The 21,143-nt window shown below is 44.5% G+C and carries 15 protein-coding genes; 2 read left to right on the forward strand and 13 right to left on the reverse strand.

All coding sequences use genetic code 11. From position 1 onward, the window contains the following. Positions 1–31 precede the first annotated feature (31 nt). The 7 genes from GHNINEIG_RS08855 to rsmI form a co-directional block, all read right to left on the reverse strand. The gene (locus GHNINEIG_RS08855) at positions 32–1,981 is read right to left on the reverse strand and encodes an acyltransferase family protein (protein ID WP_135796314.1); all 1,950 of its coding nucleotides are present in this window, start codon (positions 1,979–1,981) and stop codon (positions 32–34) included. Positions 1,982–2,033: 52 nt separating this feature from the next. After that, entirely contained in the window at positions 2,034–3,131 is a 1,098-nt protein-coding gene (locus GHNINEIG_RS08860) for a DegT/DnrJ/EryC1/StrS family aminotransferase (protein WP_135796315.1), read from the reverse strand. Then, positions 3,124–3,603, reverse strand: a complete 480-nt coding sequence (locus tag GHNINEIG_RS08865) for an acyltransferase (RefSeq protein WP_135796316.1) — start codon at positions 3,601–3,603, stop codon at positions 3,124–3,126. Before GHNINEIG_RS08865 ends, GHNINEIG_RS08860 begins: the two co-directional genes overlap by 8 nt. Then, positions 3,590–4,660: a Gfo/Idh/MocA family protein gene (locus GHNINEIG_RS08870; RefSeq protein ID WP_135796317.1), complete on the reverse strand. Its 1,071-nt coding sequence runs from the start codon at positions 4,658–4,660 to the stop codon at positions 3,590–3,592. Before GHNINEIG_RS08870 ends, GHNINEIG_RS08865 begins: the two co-directional genes overlap by 14 nt. A gap of 21 nt (positions 4,661–4,681) precedes the next feature. Further along, positions 4,682–5,914 (reverse strand): nucleotide sugar dehydrogenase, encoded by a 1,233-nt coding sequence (locus tag GHNINEIG_RS08875; RefSeq protein WP_135796318.1) that lies wholly within the window; start codon positions 5,912–5,914, stop codon positions 4,682–4,684. A gap of 18 nt (positions 5,915–5,932) precedes the next feature. After that, complete coding sequence (glmS, locus tag GHNINEIG_RS08880) at positions 5,933–7,885, reverse strand: glutamine--fructose-6-phosphate transaminase (isomerizing) (protein WP_135796319.1); 1,953 nt, start codon at positions 7,883–7,885, stop codon at positions 5,933–5,935. Positions 7,886–8,118: 233 nt separating this feature from the next. After that, positions 8,119–8,994 carry a 16S rRNA (cytidine(1402)-2'-O)-methyltransferase gene (gene rsmI / locus GHNINEIG_RS08885; protein ID WP_135796320.1) on the reverse strand — a complete coding sequence of 292 codons (876 nt, stop codon included), beginning with the start codon at positions 8,992–8,994 and terminating at the stop codon, positions 8,119–8,121. A gap of 114 nt (positions 8,995–9,108) precedes the next feature. On the opposite strand from rsmI, the gene GHNINEIG_RS08890 reads away from it, so the two are divergent. Beyond that, positions 9,109–10,719, forward strand: coding sequence for a penicillin-binding protein activator (locus GHNINEIG_RS08890; protein ID WP_135796321.1), 1,611 nt, complete (start codon positions 9,109–9,111; stop codon positions 10,717–10,719). Positions 10,720–10,721: 2 nt separating this feature from the next. Beyond that, on the forward strand, positions 10,722–11,084 hold the full coding sequence (locus GHNINEIG_RS08895; RefSeq protein WP_135796322.1) for a YraN family protein: 363 nt from the start codon (positions 10,722–10,724) through the stop codon (positions 11,082–11,084). Between the two features lie 18 nt (positions 11,085–11,102). Here the strand turns inward: GHNINEIG_RS08895 and GHNINEIG_RS08900 are convergent, their stop codons facing one another. From GHNINEIG_RS08900 to GHNINEIG_RS08925, 6 genes are all read right to left on the reverse strand, one after another. After that, positions 11,103–11,798 (reverse strand): class I SAM-dependent methyltransferase, encoded by a 696-nt coding sequence (locus GHNINEIG_RS08900; RefSeq protein ID WP_135796323.1) that lies wholly within the window; start codon positions 11,796–11,798, stop codon positions 11,103–11,105. Between the two features lie 34 nt (positions 11,799–11,832). Then, positions 11,833–15,381 carry a UvrD-helicase domain-containing protein gene (locus GHNINEIG_RS08905; protein ID WP_135796324.1) on the reverse strand — a complete coding sequence of 1,183 codons (3,549 nt, stop codon included), beginning with the start codon at positions 15,379–15,381 and terminating at the stop codon, positions 11,833–11,835. After that, complete coding sequence (locus GHNINEIG_RS08910; protein ID WP_135796325.1) at positions 15,378–18,146, reverse strand: PD-(D/E)XK nuclease family protein; 2,769 nt, start codon at positions 18,144–18,146, stop codon at positions 15,378–15,380. Before GHNINEIG_RS08910 ends, GHNINEIG_RS08905 begins: the two co-directional genes overlap by 4 nt. 131 nt (positions 18,147–18,277) lie before the next feature. Next, positions 18,278–19,456 carry a chromate efflux transporter gene (chrA, locus tag GHNINEIG_RS08915; RefSeq protein ID WP_135796326.1) on the reverse strand — a complete coding sequence of 393 codons (1,179 nt, stop codon included), beginning with the start codon at positions 19,454–19,456 and terminating at the stop codon, positions 18,278–18,280. 116 nt (positions 19,457–19,572) lie between these two features. Continuing rightward, complete coding sequence (locus GHNINEIG_RS08920; protein WP_135796327.1) at positions 19,573–20,721, reverse strand: MBL fold metallo-hydrolase; 1,149 nt, start codon at positions 20,719–20,721, stop codon at positions 19,573–19,575. A gap of 11 nt (positions 20,722–20,732) precedes the next feature. After that, a complete protein-coding gene (locus GHNINEIG_RS08925) occupies positions 20,733–21,137 on the reverse strand; it encodes a hypothetical protein (RefSeq protein ID WP_135796328.1) in 405 nt (134 codons plus the stop codon). Between the last annotated feature and the right edge of the window lie 6 nt (positions 21,138–21,143).

The raw sequence follows: 21,143 nt of genomic DNA on the forward strand, positions 1-21,143 counted from the left end.
CGGTTGTGTGCAACGAGTTTTTTATTTGAAACTACCTTTTAAAAATCTGATTTTCGAAAAACCATGCAATTAATTCTGATCCATACACAGAAAAATGATCATCATCCGCATATAAAAACTGCCCGTTTTTATTGGAATAACAATTTTTATCATCACAAAGCACATCAATTGGATCAAGAATGCTTAATTTAGAAAAATTTAAATGTGTAGCATAACTTCGGTAAATCGACATTCTTTGTAAATAAAGCTTCTTATCCATAAAGCTCCGATTACGACTGATCTCAAAAAAATCATAGGGTCTTGGAATTACCTCTTTAGGCAAAAAATCTAGCTCTGGGTTTTCTAACATATAGAAAACTTCGTTTATGTGCGAGATATTTTCTAATTGCATAAGAGTTTTGTTAAAGCCGTCAAAATAGGTTTTATAAGTATGCTTGTCGTCTTTTACGATACTTAAACTTTTCTTCACTGTTTCAGGTGTAAACACACCATCTACTTCTCCATTAATATAGACAGGGCCTCTGGTTGCCACAATCACTTTTTCAATTTTTTGATCTTTTTCTAAGATTGTGGAAATTTGTTCGATTTTTATTTCGCAAGACTCTACTTCTTTGGGATTTCGACCCCATTTAAAACCTTGAAGGGTCGGACAGCTTGAGTTTGCTAATAACAATGTGCCATACCCATGATCATGAGCTACTTTTGCGATACCTGGGAATAGAACATGCGCATGTGAGTCGCCGATTATTGCGACCAACTTATTTTTTTCAATCTCGGATGAACGGCAGTAATTAAAGATTTGAGCACTTCCTAGTGCACGATTCGAATAATTAACGCAGTCATCATCTTTTGCTGTTGTTCTTTTGAATTGTTCATTCGCATCTACAAAACTTTGTACACCAGCCCTCTCGGGGATTCCTTTTTTGTGCTGAACATAAAACCCCATTAAACCGACAATGATAAGCCCGAGAATTAAATAAGGCACCGATTGTTTTTTATAGCGAAGCCGTTCAATATATTTATAAGTAAGATATGACAATAGCAGCGCAACTAAAATTGCGACAAACAACACCAAGTTCTCTGGTTGTCGGCCAAGATAAATATACAAAAAAGAGATCAACACCCAATGCCAGAGATAAAGCGGATAACTTATCAACCCCAGTTTAACCAAACCAAAGTAATATGGTAAACGTGCATTAGCAACGATAATCAAGCTCGCTCCCAATACTGGCAAAATAGCCCAATATCCTGGATAAGCCATATTGCTATTTATAAACATAGCAGAAAAGGCAATAACTAACGCCCCACCTATCAACAATAGCTTATTGCTATTAACTTTTTTATTTAATAACGCTACAGCCAGGAGAGAGCCTGCCGCTAACTGCCAAAAACGGGTTAAGGTGTGGTAATAAGTTTCTTGTGTGTATCCTGAAGAAAAATATAGATTAGCGACTAATGAAGATATAAAAATAAATGCCAGTAAAAAAAACGGATGCTTATTAAACTTTAAAAAAAGCAAAACAATTAATGGCCATAATAAATAATATTGCTCTTCAACACTCAGTGTCCATAGGTGTAGCAACGGTTTGTAGTGACTCTCTACATCAAAATAGCCAACTTCATTTATAAGCTCAAAATTGAGTACAAAAATCACGCTCTTGGCAACATGATTACCTAGCTGTTCATACTCTTCAGGGAACAGAACCAACCAACCAAGGGATAAAACAAATAACAAAACCGTAATCAGCGCTGGAAATAAGCGACGGATACGTCTTGCATAAAAATCTCTTAATGAAAACTCATTTCTTTGAATTGAAAGCATCATAATCGAGGTAATCAAATACCCCGAAATAACAAAAAAAACATCAACACCAATAAACCCGCCGGGTAACAGGTTTGGAAAAGCATGATAGATAACTACCAATAAAACCGCTAAACCTCTCAGTGCATCAATGTCTTCTCTATATTTAACGTGTTGCATTAACTCTATATCCAAAAAATAGAGTTGTTTTTAAGAAAATAAACAACTTTTTTCATTCAAAGAATTCTTTAATCGCTGTTACCACTCGATTTAACTCTTGCTCATTCAAATGTTCACCTATAGGTAAACTAAGAAGCTTAATATCTGAGCTGTTTGCAAACATGTTTTCATTAGCCTGTTTTGTATGATTATAAGCTTTTAGCTTGGGCAATGAAATCGGGTAATGTATACCGGTTTGAATTCCTTTTTCTGTAAGAAATGCTTTAAGTTCATCACGCTTTGCAGTGCGGATGACAAACAGGTGATAAACCTGTCTTGCCCAATTTTGTCTAACAGGTAAAGTGATTTGCTGGATGTCTTTTAAATTCGCAAGATAGTAATCCGCTACGGCGATGCGCTTTTCTGTCCATGCCGGTAAATGTTTTAGCTTAACCGATAGAATGGCGGCTTGCAGTCCGTCTAAGCGAGAGTTGCGCCCTTCGAATTCGTGATCGTATTTGGCGATTCGTCCGTGGTTGGCAATCATGCGGCATTTTTTGGCAAGTTCAGGATTGTTGGTGGTAATCGCTCCACCGTCGCCATAGGCACCCAGGTTTTTGCCCGGATAGAAACTGAAGGTAGCGATGTCGCCAATGGAGCCTACTTTTTTGCCTTTATATTCGGCACCGTGCGATTGGGCGCAGTCTTCAATAATGCATAAGCCGTGTTGGTCGGCTAGAGTTTGTAGCGCGTCCATATCGCACGGGTGGCCGTATAGGTGAACCGCGATAATCGCTTTGGTTTTAGGTGTAATGCGTTTTTTCGCATCTTCAATCGAGATGACGTAAGATTGTGGATCACAATCGGCAAACACGACTCTATGCCCTTGTCGGGTTGCGGCTTCGGAGCTGGCTATAAACGAGTTGGCAGGCACGATAATTTCTGAGCCTTGTGGTAGGTTTAGGGCTTCTATGGCAATTTCTATCGCATCGGTGCCGTTCGCGACACCGATGCAATGCTCGACGTTACAATAATCGGCAAACTCTTGTTCAAACTTGCTGACGTACTCTCCACCTATAAAAGCCGATTTTGCGATGACATCGTGAATTGCCGTATCTATGTCTTGTTGGATGGTTTGGTATTGCGCCGCTAAATCTAAAAACTTAACCATTTGATTCTAAATCCTTTATTTTTCTGGCCGGATTTCCGGCATAGATACCTGACTGGGTTATATTTTTGGTGACCACAGCACCGGCTCCTATAACAACATGATCGCAAATCTCGACCGGTAGAATGGTGGCGTTGCTGCCAATGGATACATGGTTGCCAATTTTGGTGTTTTTCCAAAGCGTGGTGTCGCCACGAGCCGGGCCGCCTTTTGCGAAGAGGTCATTTATAAACATCACGCCGTGCCCAATAAAGCAGTCATCACCAATGCTGACCAATTCGCAAATAAATGCGTGCGACTGCACGCGTGTGCGCTGGCCAATTTTGACGTCTTTTTGAATTTCAACAAACGGGCCGATAAAGGTTTTATCACCGATTTCGCAGCCGTAAAGGTTAACAGGCTGTACGACTGTGACGTTTTCTCCAAAAACCACGTCATCACGGATCGAAACGCTTTTTAGATTAGGCTGGTTCATTTTTTTGACCTAAGCGACAATGTTTCGGCTTAAAACGTAAAAAGACTTCTTTTTTGGTTTCGATGGATTCGTAAATAGCATTGATCAGTTCAAGACTCTTTCTACCTTGCAATCCGTCAACTAAGTGTTTTTTGTTGTTTAGAATGGAATCTACAACATGGTCATAGTAAGCTTGATGCCCAAAACCGTACACATTTGGCGGGTTGACAGAATATTTTTCCATCACATCCGCATCACCTTCTTGCTCTTCAGCAAAGTTCCAAACTTTCATTTGATTGACTGCAAAGCCACCAATTTCAACTGTTCCTGACTCACCTAAAACTGATAAAGAGCCTTCTAAGTCTTTAGGTCGTACCGCAGTGGTTGCTTCTATAATGCCTAATGCACCATTTTTAAAACGCAGATTTACGATTGCCGTATCCTCGGCTTCAATATTAGCAAGCGCTGTTGTGCTCATTGCTTGTACGCTTTCCACTTCACCCATCATCCATTCAAGAAGGTCAACGTGATGACTGGCCTGATTTGTTAATACGCCACCATCTAGCGCCCAAGTTCCACGCCACGAGTCTTGATCGTAATAGGCTTGTGGGCGACACCAACGAACGCGCACAGTACCTAACACTAATTTACCAAAGCGCCCTGCTTCTAAGGCTTCTCTTGTCTTCACTACTGGCACATTAAAGCGGTTTTGTTTAACCACGAATAACTTAACGCCAGCTTCGTCACAGGCTTTAATCATGGCATCGGCATCATCAAGCGTCAGAGCCATAGGCTTTTCAACTACGATATGTTTTTTATATTTTGCCACCTCAATAACATGCCCTGCATGGTAGCCACTTTCGGTTAAGACTGAGACAACATCCATATCAATTTTTTCAAGCATTTCATTCATATCAGTAAAGTATGGCACGCCAAACTGTTCACCAATTTTTTTGGCTTTTTCTTCTACAATATCGCAAACAGCAACTAGCTGGGCGTTATCAATTTGGTTATTACCTAATAGTTCAGAGTGACGTTTTGCGATACGCCCACAACCTAACAATGCGAATTTCAACATAAATATTTCCTTTAATTAAACTTAATCTTTACCAAATAAGTCACGGGTATAGACTTTATCTTGCACGTCTTGTATTTCTTCAACGAGTCGGTTAGCAATGATAACGTCAGACATTTTTTTGAACTCATCTAGGTCGGTGATGACTTTTGAGTGGAAGAAGTCGGTTTGGCCTTGTTCGCTGAGCACCGGTTCGTAGATCACGACTTCAATGCCTTTGGCTTTAATGCGTTTCATTACGCCTTGGATGGCGCTGGCTCGGAAGTTGTCAGAGCCTTGCTTCATTATGAGGCGGTATATTCCAACTTTGCCTGTTGATATTTCACCCTCTCCCCAGCCCTCTCCCTGAGGGAGAGGGGGATTTGATATGCGTTTAATGATTTGGTCGGCGATGAAGTCTTTTCTTGTGGTGTTGGAGTCGACGATGGCTTTGATTAGGTTTTGGGGGACGTCGTTGTAGTTGGCGAGCAGTTGTTTGGTGTCTTTGGGTAAACAGTAACCGCCATAGCCGAAGCTTGGGTTGTTGTAATGGTCGCCAATACGTGGATCTAATCCAACGCCTTGGATGACTTGTTTGCTGCTTAGGCCGTGGGTTTCACAATAGGTGTCGAGTTCGTTAAAGTATGCAACACGTAGCGCAAGATAGGTATTGGAGAACAGCTTAATCGCTTCGGCTTCCGTGGCGTCGGTGAAAAGTACTGGAATCTCGTCTTTTGGCTTTTCGGCCCCTTCGATCAGTAAGTTGGCAAAGGTTTGGGCGCGTTCTGATTGTTCCCCTATCACAACCCGCGATGGGTGAAGGTTATCCCACAGGGCTTTGCCTTCACGCAGGAATTCTGGGGAGAAGATGATGTTATCGGTATTAAACTTGGCTTTTACTGAGGCGGTATAACCCACCGGAACCGTTGATTTAATGATCATGGTCGCATTCGGATTGATCGCCAATACATCTTTAATCACGGCTTCAACGGATTGAGTGTTGAAGGTATTGGTTTGTGTATCGTAATCCGTTGGTGTAGCGATGACGACAAACTCGGCGTCTTTGTAGGCTTGGATTGGATCAAGCGTGGCCGTTAGATTAAGCGGTTTATTCGCTAAGAAGTCTTCGATTTCAACATCCACAATCGGAGATTGCTTGTTGTTTATCAGATCTACTTTTTCTTTAATGATATCCACTGCCACGACTTCGTGGTGCTGGGCTAATAATACGGCTAATGACAAACCAACATAACCGGTTCCGGCAACAGCAACTTTCATACTTTATCTCTTTTCATATTATTCGACAGTCACCGATTTTGCTAAGTTGCGAGGCTGGTCGACATCCGTGCCCTTAATCAACGCAACGTGATAACTCAATAACTGCAAGGGAACATTAAAGGTAATCGGCGCTGTAATACGACCCACATTTGAAGTCGCCTTAACGACTTGAAAGCCTTCTTCTGACCCCACGCAGGACATTTCATCTTCGAATACAATCATCTGGCCACCGCGTGCTTTCACTTCTTGTAAATTGGATTTCAATTTTTCCAACAAATCATCATGAGGCGCGATAGCAATCACGGGAATATTTTCATCAATCAACGCCAAAGGCCCATGCTTTAATTCTCCCGCCGGGTAGGCTTCCGCATGAATATAACTGATTTCTTTGAGTTTTAACGCGCCTTCAAGCGCGATAGGAAACATGGTGCCGCGCCCTAAAAATAAAGCACTTGTTTTATCAGCAAACCCTTGTGCGATTTGCTTAATGCTGTCTTCATGCGTCAACGCTTTTTGCAGCAGGCCTGGGAGTTTTTGCAACCCATGTACAATTTTACGCTCTTGCGTTTCAGACATTAAATTTAACGTTTTTCCAACGGCGGTCACCAATAACGATAAAGCCACCAACTGAGTGGTAAAGGCTTTGGTAGACGCCACCCCAATTTCAGGACCGGCATGCGTTAAAAACGTTAAATCAGACTCTCTGGTCAAACTGGACTCAGGTACGTTGCAGATTGAGAGGGTTGGGATGTTTAGGCCTGTTTTATGGATTGGAGATCCCCGGGTCAAGCCCGAGGATGACGGTGTTTGATCATAGCTCGAGGATGACGACGTTTGAACATGACTTGAGGGTGTTTTGGCTTTTAATTGCTTAATCTGTTGCAATGCCGCTAGCGTATCGGCTGTTTCGCCCGATTGACTAATGGTCACAAATAGAGTGTTATTTAACACAACTGGGTTTCGATAACGATACTCACTGGCCACTTCCACCTGACAAGGCAAGCCGATAATGTCTTCAAACCAATACTTAGCCACCATCCCAGCATGATAACTGGTTCCACAAGCGATAATCTGCACTTGTTGAATCGATTCGAAAAGCGCTTCCGCCTCATGACCAAAGGCGGACACCAGAACATGATCTTGTGTAATGCGCCCTTCCAGCGTATCAGTCACCGCTTGCGGCTGTTCAAAAATTTCTTTATGCATATAATGGCGATGCTCACCCAGCTCAATCGAATGCATACTGAGCGAAGACTGTTTCACTTCACGCGCGACCTTCTGGCCTTGCGCATTGTAAATTTCAACACTGCCACGCTTGATTTCGGCGACATCACCTTCTTCTAAAAAAATAAAGTTTTGTGTGACTGGCAACAACGCCGAGACATCGGAAGCAATAAAATGCTCTCCAATCCCCACACCAATCACCAAAGGGCTGCCTTTTCGAGCCGCAATCAACGTATCCGGTTCATGCACGGAGACCACGCCGATGGCATACGCGCCTTCAAAATGCACAATGGCTTTTTGAACCGCTTCCAAAAGGGTTTCTGAGGTTTGTTGTTGCCTGTGAATACAGTGTGCCACCACTTCAGTGTCGGTTTCAGACGTAAATCGGTAGCCTTTTTCCAGCTGAAGCTGCTTTAGCGCTTGGTAGTTTTCAATAATGCCATTATGCACCACCGCCACTTCATTATTACAAATGTGCGGGTGGGCATTATTCTCGGCAGGAATGCCATGTGTGGCCCAACGCGTATGTGCGATACCGACCTGCCCAGAAATAGGCGATTCATCGAGCTGTATTTTTTGCTCTAAGCTTTTAATCTTCCCCAACGCTCTGACACGTTGAATGGTTTGATTGGAATCTAAAACCGCAATGCCGGAGGAATCATACCCTCGGTATTCCAGCCTTTTTAAACCTTCCAACAAAATTGGAACCAAATTTCTTTCAGCAATGCCGCCGACAATTCCGCACATTTATGAATTCTTTCCTATCATCATTTACAATTTACATTTCTAAAGACATTAGGCAATTCTACTTTATTTCCATGCAAATTTACAGGCTTTAAAACACTAAGGGATAAGTGATTTTGCTCAAAACAAAAGAGGCTTAATAAGCTTAAAAATTTTTATGGTTTAAAATTAATTAGTTACCTTAATTATGAAGGATTTATGACACCATAAACCAATTTCAAAAATAAGGAAAAAAATTACTTTATCTCCAAAACCCTTTGATACACCGCTTTTTTCTTTAAGCCTAAATGCGCGGCCACAATCTCAGAAATCTGCTTGACAGGTAACGCCTGCTGAAGCAGCAATTGAATCAATTGATCGGCATCGGTTATGGCGTTTGGTTCCGCCGCTTCGGCGCCTTTTAAAATGAACACAAACTCGCCTCGGACTTTATCTGCATTCGTTTCAAAGAAACGTAACGCCTCTTCAACGGTTCCGGAAAAGAATAACTCAAACTGTTTGGTGAGTTCTTTCGCGACCACTATCTCCCGATCATTACCAAAAGCGGCTACAAAAGTCGCTAAACTTTCCAGCAATCGATGGGGCGATTCATAAAACACCATGGTGCGCGATTCCTGCGTCAAACCTTCCAACACATGCAATCGTTTTTGTTTTTTCGCGGGTAAAAAGCCTTCAAAACTGAAACGATCCGTTGGCAAGCCGGCGGCACTTAACGCGGCAATCATGGCCGACGGCCCAGGGATTGGTTCAACCTGAATATGTTCTTGCCGTAATAAATTGACTAAATGATACCCCGGATCACTGATTAACGGTGTGCCGGCATCCGAAATCAGCGCACCTTGTTCACCGGCGTTTAATAACGCCAATAACTCATTTCGTCTTTCTAATTCATTATGCTCATGCAGACTGATTAATTTTTTATTCAAACCGTAATGCTGCAACAATTTTTTAGAATGCCGCGTGTCTTCTGCGGCGACCCAATCAACACTTTCTAACACCTCAAGTGCCCTTAAGGTAATGTCTTTCAGATTTCCAATCGGGGTGGCGACAATAAAAAGCTTGCCCTGATCAGTGTTAATGGATGTATATTCACTTTTATCTTGGTATGACATGCGGTACTCTTAGTTGAGACCTTTGCACGAGTGAGGTCTCAGTTATAAATTCGATTCCAAACGTATTAACCGTTATAATTGTCAACACGATTCATTCAGGTCATTTTATTTGAAATGTTTAAACAAATTGCATTAATTTTAGCCTTCTTTGCCGCTGCTTTGTTAGCCGGGTGCAGTACCACCCCAAAGCAATCAGACCGCTTAAAAGAAATCCAGCGCGGTTTTTTAGACGCACTGCCAAAAATGCCAAACCAATTGGATTATTTAGAAAACGCCATCCAAGAGGCTAAAAGCGACCAGGCCTGGGCAGAATACATTCAATTAAGCCGAGAACTTTGGACAGAGGTGGATGATGCAAATCAGTTGGCTATTGAGTTTCAAGTCTGGTCAACGTTCAAAAACTTACCACAACCAACCCTGCAAAAACTTCAAACCTCTTCTGAGGGCAATGCCGATTTACAGAACTGGCTTCGTTTGGTCGAAGCAACCCAACAAAAACCCATTTTACAAAAACAAGCCTTACGCGACTTACGGGAATTTTACCCAACAGCCTTATACTCTGAACATTTACTGCCTGAACTGCAAAACAAACTGAATCATCCCGCCACCGTCAAAAACATTGCAGTCTTACTGCCGTTCAGTGGCGAATATGCCAACATCAGTTTGCAAATTCGAAATGGTCTGTTGAAAAATCACTTCACCAACCAAACCAACCTCAAGATTCGCTTTTATGACAGCAGCGACCTGACCGAACTCAAACAAACTTACTTAACCGCGATTCATCAAGGTGCCGAATGGGTCATTGGCCCTCTGCGTAAAGAAGCGATTGAAACCTTAGCCGAGTTAAAACCAGAAAACTTGCTGGCGTTGAATCAAATCAACGACCCGAATATTAAACAATTCAATTTTAAATCGGACTCTGAAGCGACTCAAATCACGCATAAACTGCAATATCACGACTTTAAACGGCTGGGCATTTTAACCAGCACCGCCTCGTCCGATACCAATTTGGCACAACATATTCTGTATAACTGGATTCAAACGGAAGGCAACCATGCCGTGTTAAAAACCTACCCGACTCAGCGACCGAATTTACGCGCCGCATTAGGCAGTGTTATTAATGAACCCGAAAGTGAAGCGCGTAAAAACAACCTGAGATGGCTCTTTAAAGAACAAATCCATTTCACACCGCGTCTTCGACAGGACTTGGATGCCATTTTGCTGATCGGCAGCACGGAACGTTTGGCGGTGTTTAAACCTCAGTTCAAGTTTTTTGATTTGAATTTGCCGACGTATGGCTCTTCCAAGCTAACGCCGGCGCAATTACAGCAAACACCACCCAATAAAGATTTAAGCCATCTTATTTTTCCGACCATGACGGCGGCGCTGACAAAAACGCCATTAAAAACCCCATTTGAAGCCTTTGGCTGGGACAGCTTAACACTGGTACTGAATCAGCAAAATCTCGCACCGGGACTTTGCCTTAACAAAGGCATGACAGGCAAACTTTCAATGCAGGATAATCTAATCGACCATACCTTTACCTGGGCACAATATGACCGTTATGGGTACATTACTGAAGCGCCGCCTTATGTACCGCCAAAACCGATTGAAGAAGAACAAGAGCCTGTTGAGCCTATCGAGCCAGTTATACCGATCAAACTTTTTGACCTGACGCAAACGGACACGAATACGAAAAATGCTTCTGAGGACATCACGGAATAACAATGGGCTGGTTCAGTCAACAGATGGGCCAACAAAAAGAACACCAAGCGGAGGTCTGGTTAAAGACGCAAGCCATCCATATTATTGCACAAAACTTTCGCTGCAAAGGCGGCGAAATCGATTTAATCGGCTTGGATGCCAACCGCACGTTGATCTTTTTTGAAGTCAAATACCGTCAAAACAGTGCCTACGGAACGGCCTCGGAATTTGTCACCCCACAAAAACAACAACGCTTAATTCAGTGCGCCCAAACCTATTTGCAGAAACACCCGGATTACCAAGCGTACAACATGCGATTTGATGTGCTCTGTTTTGAAAACAGTCAACCTCAACCGGAGTGGCTGCAAGATGCCTTTTGGAGTTAAACAAGCGATTGACGTAGTTTATTTTTCCACCACAATCCGAACAAAGCGCCCGTCTCGCTGTGGTGTTTTCTCAATCAACTTAAATCCGCCCAACGTCAACATAAACACTATGTCGTCAGGGTGATAACGGTTATGTTCCTGAAAATGTTCAAACGCATCTTCCAAGTCTGCAACAGTGGTTTGGTCTCCCCACACCAGAGTGTCGGTATAACGTTGATTCAGATAACTTTCCAATGGCTGTCGAACCACGTCAATCACACACAATCGACCGCCAGGTTTTAACCACTCATACGCCGCTTTAAACATTTTAATTGGCTGAATGAGTTCGTGCACCACCATATTGGCCATGACCATGCTTAAACTGCCCGCTGCAATCTCCGCTTGAGGCTGATTCAAATCATCCACCAAAAGTGTTGCATTGTTAGGTAACTCAAGCGGAGTTTCGAGCATGTAAGGTGCGGCCTCAATACCGTAAATTTTTGACTCCGGATAACGTTCTGCGCAGTCTTTCACAAACTGCCCGATTCCGGCTCCCATATCCAGCACCCCGTCTTTCGGCTGATGGTTCAGCGCCATCATATCATCCCAAAACCGCCAAAAGGCCTCATCATGTCGTCGGTCGTAACTATTGGTAATCATCTGACGCGCATGAGCACCATCGCCACCATGGTGTTTCAAAATCTGTTGTTGTGTTTGTTCTAACGTTTTTGTCATTTTCAATTTCCTACAAGGTGCCAGTAGATCAAGATCAATTCAACTCAATCCATTCGTCTAAATAACTGAAATAAAGTACTCTCTTTTGAGGTCGATTCTCTATCGCCCCCAACAGCTGACCATATCGTTCAAGTTGCGGCGTGTAAACGTCTATTTGAGACTGTAAAAACGCTTTTTTATCCTGTTCGGGCTTGTCCAAATCAAACACACTGGTTTTATAGTCAATAATCCAGCGCGTATTGTGCTCGTCCACGAATGTGCGATCAATAATATGATTGGACTGTCCGGTTTCTTCTTTGGCGCTCAAAGGTAATTCAACAGCCGACTCGGCATGCTCTCGTGATAACGCCCAACGAACTTTGGGATTGTGTAGCGCATGGCTTAAAGACACCATGACGCGTTCCAATGCGGTCTTCAGTAACTCACGATTCAAGCCCATCTGCATCAACCCATAACGATACCGTTCTCGTTGTGATTCAAGCACGGTGGCATCCCAGCTTGAAAGATCCTGCTGCGCCCACTGTTCAAACACAGCATGCACAAAATTACCAACCGTTTTCGCCAAAACCCCACCGTGCAAAGAAGAAAGCGGCGTTGCAGACGGGGCCGTGACATCAACCTCAAGCGATTCATCCGTGCCTTCATCCTCCACAACACCCATTCGAGCGGCTTTAACCAATTCGGATTCCTCTCTTTGCGTTTGCCAAAAGCCCTGTCTTTCCAGTGGCAGACGGCTGACTTTCGGTAACAATACCTGAGTATTCTCTTCCACGTCTTTGAATTGATACCCCATCAAACGTTCTTCAAAAGCCGAAGCCTCTAACGACCACAAACATTCCAACAAGCTTTTCTTCTTAGGCATCAACGCCGCGTCGCCATTAAAGGATTTTTCAGAAACCGCCACACTGCCGAACAAGTGCAGCTGCTGTTTGGCACGCGTGCAGGCCACATACAGCAAACGCGATAGCTCATAGCTTTGTTTGATTTCTTCATACCGCTTAATGACATTCGCCAGGCCTGGCTGTTTTTGCGCCGCTTTGCCCTTTTGCTCAAACGGTGCAATCACCAAATACGATTGTTCATGCTGTCCTTTGAAAGACAACCAAGACAACAATTGTTTTTCATCGGAACGAGGCGGACGTCCCAATCCCGGTAAAATCACGGTATCAAACTCCAACCCTTTCGACTTATGCATCGTCATCAGCTCGATTTTCTGGCTGGCTTCCGAGGCATCGGGCAAGGCATAGAGTGTCTCCAATGTATCCGACAATCCTTTCGCGGTTAACGCCGAGACATCCTGTTGCGCTTCCAAGCTACCGAGCATCATCCAAAAGGCATCCACATTCTGCAAGGCCACTGCCGACTCAACCGTTTGTGGCCCGTCCAGCGCCAACCAAGTCTCATGCACCAGCACTTCCAAGGCGTAAGATCCTATTGCATTCAGCGCTTTTTCAAGCACAGGCAAACTCCGCCCCAATTGTTGACGCCCAGCCTCGGATACCTGTTGCCATCCGAGGTGGGTTTTATCCTGCAAGGTTTCCCAGACCGGCGTCTGAAAATAGTCGTCATTCTCACCCAATAAACGGTATAAATCCGTTAACGATAACCCAACGAGCGGTGAACGTAATAACGCGATCCACGCAGGTCGATCACCTAAATGCAACAATGATCGGGTCAAGGCTTCACAATCCTGAATTTCCTGCCGATCCTTCAGGCCTTCCAGCTCAACCGCACGAAAAGCGATGCCCGCTTGTTTCAGCTGAGTCGCCACGCCCATTAAGTGCGAACGGCTTCGACCCAATACTCCAATTGCGGCATCCGCTTTCAAGGTCGATAACCGTTCTTGAATCAACGTTAAAATATCAGCTGCCTCGTCCCACGCCGACTGTTGCAAAGCCCAATGAGTATACACCGCAGGTGAATCTTCTTCAGAAAATGCCACCGCAGGGGCGTAGCTTACCGCGCCTTGTTCAATCAAACTCTTTTTAGGAAACACCTTAGCAAAGGTTTGATTCACCCAGTCGACTACGCCTTTTGAAGAACGAAAGTTCACTTCCAGACTCAAAGGGGTTAAAGGCACGTCCCCCAACCGTCCTTTCCAAGCTTGCAAAAAGTTACCCACTTCCGCTTCCCGGAAACGGTAAATGGACTGCATCGGGTCGCCGACAATAAACAAACTGTGCGCATCGTCCAATGACCAACCCGCCACGATTTTTTTCACTAAATCGTATTGCGCGACACTGGTGTCTTGAAATTCATCAATTAAGAGATGCTTTAAGGTGTAGTCCAACTGTTGGGCCAAATCAGTCGGTTCCAGCTCATTCCCCAACGCTTGGGAAGCGGCTTGCGCGACCTCAATAAAATCGGTCTCGCCTTCTGTTTGAAAACACAGTTTCAAATGCGCAACGGTGCGGCGTAACAGTTGAATCAAATGTCGAAGGTTTTGCCATTGCTCATCCGTGTAATGACCTTCCGGCAGTTGGCTTAATAACACCAGTGCTTCCGCATAGTGTCCTCGGATATCCGCCACATTCAGTTCCGCCAATAACGCTAAAAAAGCGTCTTTTTGTTCTTTGTTTTCCCCTTTACCGGCTGGAAACCCTTTCTTGACCGTGACCGTTTTTAAAAATTTTCCTTGAGTCGAAAGAATCCAGTCCCCCAGCGTTTTCCAGGCCGCTAAACCGGATTCCTTCGTTAAAGGGTCATCCACCAACGGTTTCAGTTGAGGCTGGTCATTTTGCATGGCAAATGCGGCAAATTCCGCTATCTGTTGCAACAAAGACATCACCGGATAAAGCGTGTCAATGGCTTGTGTTTTTTCCTGCGAGACCAACAAAGCCAAAGCCTTTTCCAACTCAGCGCGTTCTTGTGCCTCTGCATCCTGGCCATACGACAATAGCGCGCCCATCCATTGATCACGTTTTTTCAGCATCGTCACCAATAGATTTTCGGCACTGCGATAATTACCATTGACCAATCGCAATAAACTGGCAGACGCTTCCGTCGTATCACCATCTTTTAACGCCAAACGCACCGCTTTCAGATACAAGGCGTCATTCATACTCGCGACTTGAGGCTGTGCACCTAAGCGCGACAGTAAAGGCATCTGCTGAACCAGATACCCATTCATGGAATCAATGGTTCGAATCCGTAACCGATTTGGGTTGTCCAATAATTGCCATTGACGTTGTTGGTTATTCTGTAAAGCGGCTTGCGCTAAGTGCCAGGTGTTTTGATCATAAATCGATGCGGATTCATCCAGCGTGGTCAACCCGAAGTGCAACGCTTCCAAAATACGTTCTCGCATTTCCGCCGCGGCTTTTTTGGTAAAGGTCATCGCCACCACTTGCTCCGGCGTTTCCACTTGAGACAATAACGCCAAAAAACGTTGCGTCAAAAGCGCGGTTTTACCCGACCCGGCCGGGGCTTGAACAATATAGGAATGTTCTGGATGAATCGCTTGAAAACGGGCTTTGCCATCCGGCAACGCCTCATCCAAAATCAAGTTTTTTAACGGGTTAATCGCTTCAATTTGAGAATACTTCACAGCATCAGGCGTTCCAAAATCCAAATTTAAATTCATTCTACCGACTCCTCATCCGCCAAACCTTGCTCGCCCATCTGAGCCATCACTTCCGGTAATCGCAAGGCCAATAAACTGGCGGCATAATTTAAATCGGTTTCTTTTCGAAACGTCATTTCAGCCTGTCCCTGCTGAATCTGGGTAGCCAGTTCGGAAACCTCATCACGCAGCGCCTGCAAAAAATCCGACCAGCTCATTCCTTCAAAATCACCCCCTTCTTTCGCGGCCAGTTTGGCAAAGATCAGCTGCGAGCGGTCTTTTAACATTACGCCCTCATCCGAAATCAAGGTGTTGAATTTGACGCCATCATCACTGTGTAAAATGCCATAACCCAATCCGGCGACCACGTCATGATACGCATGCAAATACACCGCGAGTTGTGGCGCTTCAATCGGTTCTTTTAATAAATCGCCCACGGAGGCTTTGCCTGTTTTGTAATCCAAAATCAATCGGCTTACTTCGCCGGTTTCTGCATCAAATACGTCATCCACACGGTCAATTTTAAGGTTGAACTCAATCCCTCCGATGGTGGGCGTATGATTCTCTTCAAAGGCCACTACTTTGAAACTAGGTCGGTCCTTTTCCAAGGCCAACCACTCTAAAATCAATTGATGAATACGATTCTGCTCCAACGACAAATAATGCGCATCAAACTGATGACTCAAAGGCGCCATGGCCTCTTCCAACAACTGCAACACCAATTCACTGACCGCTTTCTCATCCATTTCCAGTAAATTATGCTGTGTTTGCACTTGACGCCAGAAGGCCTCTAGAACAGCATGAACCAACGTCCCCAAGTGATTGGAACGCATGCCTTCTTCAACGTCTTCCAATTGCTGGCGCGCCCCCAAACGATAATCCATAAACGCCATGAGTGGGCATTTGTTTTGTGCGGTCAAAATACCGGACCCGCCGGGCACTCGAGTGCCCAACGGCACTTCCGGCCCTTGATAGTCTGTCACCCATTCCAGAGGTTCCCCTTGTGCCCATAACTGAGTTGCCAGACTTTGATATGGCACAGGTTCATACATTTGAGCCGCTTTTAACTCAGCCAGCGTCAATAACGGACTCGGCAAGGCCACTCGATCGTCTAATTGCTGCGGGTAAGACCACACGATCTCAGGGCTTGATTTTGCCAACCGCAACGTGACCTGCCGGGCATAGTTTAGCTCTCGTAACGCATCCGATCGCGGTAAGCCGTATGTTCGTTGCAACGCCATCGGTAAAAAAGGGTTCGGGTTCGGCGGTCTGGGCCAGGCTTCATCGGTTAATCCCATGACCCAAAGCGCATCAAATGCCTGGCCACCTGCTTCTAACGTTCCCATGATTTGTATCGGAACAAGGCCTTGCGTTTGCGGTTGATGCACGGTTTCATTGAGATACCGTTTGAGTAGCCCCAGCCAAACAGAAACAGGCTGCTTGGCTTGCGTCATATTCAGCTGAGCAAAGGAAGCAAGGGCTTCTAGAAAGGTTTCTTTTTGCTGCATTTCAATGCTACTCAAAGCACGTTCTTTAGAAGACTCTGCCCATCTAAATTCCTGCAATTTATTTTCGGCCTGGGTAATAAACTGTGACAAACTGAGTGACGTTGACCGTGGTGCTTGAGCGACCTTTTCCAGAGTCTGCATTAATGACTTAGGTAATTGAATACGATCTTTTTCGGTTTCTTTCTGCTGAATGGCTTGCAATAAGTTCGGCCACTTGAAGCTGGCCCATTGCAATCTGCGACACCGCACATCTGCTTTTTGGCGTTGTACAAGACGACCAAGTGTATAAGGTGACGTCAACCAACTGGACCAATCCGCATAGACCAGTGTTTTTTCCGGCATCATCGCAAAGGCCAATGTCTGTAATGCATTTTTGACAATCGGTGTCTGCGCCAACGGCGTGCCCAGCGAAATATTATATAGTGTGTGTCGTGCCGGCTTTAATGGCAGCGCCTGACCGAATTGCTGGTAAAGCACCTCATCCAACGCCCAACTCAGAGGCTGTTGAACCTCTGCCAGATTCGGCGCCACAACCGCAATGCGAATAGCATGCAAGGGTTTGGTTTCAGATTGCTGCTTCAGCTGCTCTGCACACCATAAAGCAATCTGCTGAATTTCATCTTGCGGGTTTAAGGCCGAATAACACCTTTGTTGCTTCGCCGTCGCTTGAGAATCATCATTCACTTGATAGACTTCAGAACCATGCGCTTCCACGATTTCGATCCACTGTTTCATGAAAGGTGACAACTCATCAAATCCATGCAGTTGAAAGACTTCCGGCAGATGTCCAATGGTTTTTAAGTGCGCCAATTGTTGCTGCTGTTGTAATACCGCATCGGCCCACTGATGCTTTTCTAACTCGGCCAAATAGGCCGTTTTCAAATCTAGAAACAGACGGACTTCTTCGGTGATAAAAGCATCGTCAAATGCTGGGGCAGGAAAATATTCGGCAAACAAACACCAGGCCTGATACAGCTGTTTTGCCGTTGCGGTTTGGTTCAGTAAGGCCAGTTCAGGTTGTTGCTGAAGCTTCTCATCCAACAACTGTTCCCAGACAAGCTGGGCTTCAAAAGCCGACAAGGTTTTATGCAGCAAGTGTTCAAGTGGTAAATCGCCACGTAATAAAGCGGCTTGCTGCCAATGCATCCACCACTGTGCCCAAGTCATCACTTCAGGCGTTTTAACAACCGTTTTTCCCTGCCATTGATCGGCCAATAACTGTTGTTTCAAAAAACGGGAAAGTCGACTGTTAGCCGTGATGTGAACCACATTCTTCATATAAGCAAAAACCTGAACTTTTAAAGCTTAAAAGCATACCAAAAAACGTAAAATTTATCTGGTTCTTAACCGCTTTAACGTTGAAAAATTGTCCAGGACTGGGCGTTTTTAATGAGCCACTAACATCCCGATCAAAGAAACTGAATCATTGCGAAAGTGGTCATCACATTGACCAACATCAAACTCGGTACAGACCAATGAAACCGAAATAACAGCAGCACGTTCAGCAATAACATCACTCCGCTTTGCCAGTTAATGATGGCATGAGGCAAAATCATGTTCACAAAGGCAAACACTAAAAAGCCCACCACGCCTGCTTGAATGACAATCAAGCTTTTTTGCAGAGGCTTTGACTGCGTCACTTTTTCATAGAAGGGCAAAACGCCAATTACCAGCAAAAAACCCGCGAGAAAAATACTGAAGGTAGCCAAAACAGCCCCCGGCACGCCGCCCAATAAAACGCCTAAATAAGCGGCAAACGTAAATAAAGGGCCCGGTAATGCTTGTGCCAAGCCATACCCAACTAAAAAAGCCTCTTCCGAAATTTGCTGTGTCTGTACCCATTCCAATTCTAATAAAGGCAACACCACATGTCCTCCGCCAAATACCATGGCCCCGGCACGGTAAAAGCCTTCTGTAATTTGCCATAAAATATGCGAAGAATATTGACTGATGACGGGAATTATCACCAACAAAGCGACAGCGCTGCTGATTAAAAAAACGCCTTGCCAAACACTGGGCGTTCTTTGCTTAAAAGAAGAGACATCCGTATCACTTGAAACCGAAAAAAAAGGCCCTATTACGGCTAGCATTGTCAGCCACACGATCGGCGTCAAAACGGTTGGCACCAGAAACAAAGGCACAACACTTAAAAGCATCACGCCTTTAAGTATCCATGATTGGCAAAACGTCTGGCTCATTTTCCAGATAGCCTGCAATACGACAGCCGCGGCAACAATGATCAAGGCTTGTAATAGCATCCGCCAGCTATCATCCAGCACGACCCAGCCATAAGCCAACAAAACCATGATCATGGCTGAGGGTAAGGTAAAGCCCACAAAAGCCGCCATTGCACCCACCCAACCGGCTTGTTGATAGCCGATTAAAAAGCCAAGCTGGGAGCTGGAAGGACCGGGCAAGAAATGACACAAAGCGACCCACCGTGCGAACTGCGTCTCATCAAACCAGCACTGTCGCACCACAAAAGCCTCTCGAAAAAATCCAATGTGTGCAACAGGCCCACCAAAAGAGGTACATCCCAATTTTAAAAACTGAATAAAAACCGTCCAGGCCGAAACCGTCATTGTCATAAACTCATATCAAAAAACTGAGTTTACCGCATCAAGTTGACAAAAAGATGTCAGGTTTAAATAAGGCATTAAAAAAGCCTCATTTAAGAGGCTTTAATGGATAAAAACACACTCTGTTATTCAAAGTTTTGCCCCAGATTCCCTCCGGTCATTTCACGGTAAATATGGCTAGCATTATTCTGATGGGTTTGTTCATACACCGACCGATGCTGATATTGAGATTGATCAATTGCTAAAGCGTCTTCTTCTGTGCCATCTTGATCAATAATTTTTTGCACCTCAGATTGCATGTACTTAAGATAGTCGTAAGTATCTCGTTTAATCGTATCCATATCAGTCGGTGCACCATGTCCTGGGATGACAATAACATCGTTAGGAACCGATGCCATCATCCGTTCGAACGAGTCCACCCAATCTAACGTATTGGTATACGAAAACAGCGCCAGCATACGACTGTTATAGGCTAAATCGCCCGTCAGTAATAATTTTCGTGACGGCACATACAACAAAGTTGAACCGGGCGTGTGCCCCGGACCGAAATTGAGAATTTCCACTGTTTCTCCGCCACCGACGTCTACAGTGATTTTATCGTCAAACGTTATGAATTGATCTGACACGTCGCGCGCGGTATGCGTTAAGACTTTGCCGACACGCGTCGCCCAGTGTGATTTAATGGCATCAAACCCTTGATGAAAGTCCTCATTGGCTCGCTGATGAGAATACAGGTTGTTAACACCGATATCGACCCAGTAACTGGCACCCAGATAGGCATGACCCTGGCTGTTTTCAACCGCTACCCACTTGACTGGCTTGTGAGTGACTGTTCGAATCTGATGATGAAAAGAAGCCGCCACTGCAGGATTCGGTCCAGCGTTAAAGACGAACACGCCATCTTCAAACACCATAAAGGTCAAATTATTATTCAAACCATAATTGGAAGGATTGTGCCAAATCAAACTTCCGACCACTGTATAGACGTCATCCATCACTTTTTCGGGTTTCGGTAAAGGCAAAATGGGGCCGATATAACCGGCTTTTTGTTCTACTTTTGCCACTTCGTTCACGTAATTTTCATACACATTTTGTCCGATAGTGGTCGCCCCCACTTCTTTAGCATAAGCCGTAAACCCCATCAAATAAGGATCTGAATCTCCTGTCTGCTGTGATGCATAAATCATCGGCGATGCCGCTAAAATCAATGAAAAAACAATCAATGCTAAAAATATCAATCTCATTTGGGGTCTTTTACCTTCTAGTTCATTCATTTTAATGACTCCTAATTTAATTTTTGTACACTGCCATCCACGGGCTTGGTGAAAAAAGTATCCATTAGCAATCCAATACTAAATTTTTGATGATGATTCCACGGCATCAAAGACATAAATCGTGCTAAAAAACAGTAGTCAAACAATACCATCGCCGATGTGCCTAAAATAATCAGGTAATACAAAAAGAATAACGGTGGATACAACGCCACAATCAATAAAGCCAAATAGGCTAAACGTACCTGAACAGGAAAGGCTGAAGCCGAAGGCGTTCGAGTATAAAAATGTATGACCTGAATAATATTAAAAGCAATCGCCGCTTCAATTCCATAAGGCATGCCAGCCACGCCGGCAATTAACAACACATCCGTAATAGCCCAATACCACCAAATTAAATCCATTTTTAAAACCATCATTGACTC

This window comes from Hydrogenovibrio crunogenus, assembly GCF_004786015.1.
GTDB lineage: Bacteria > Pseudomonadota > Gammaproteobacteria > Thiomicrospirales > Thiomicrospiraceae > Hydrogenovibrio > Hydrogenovibrio crunogenus.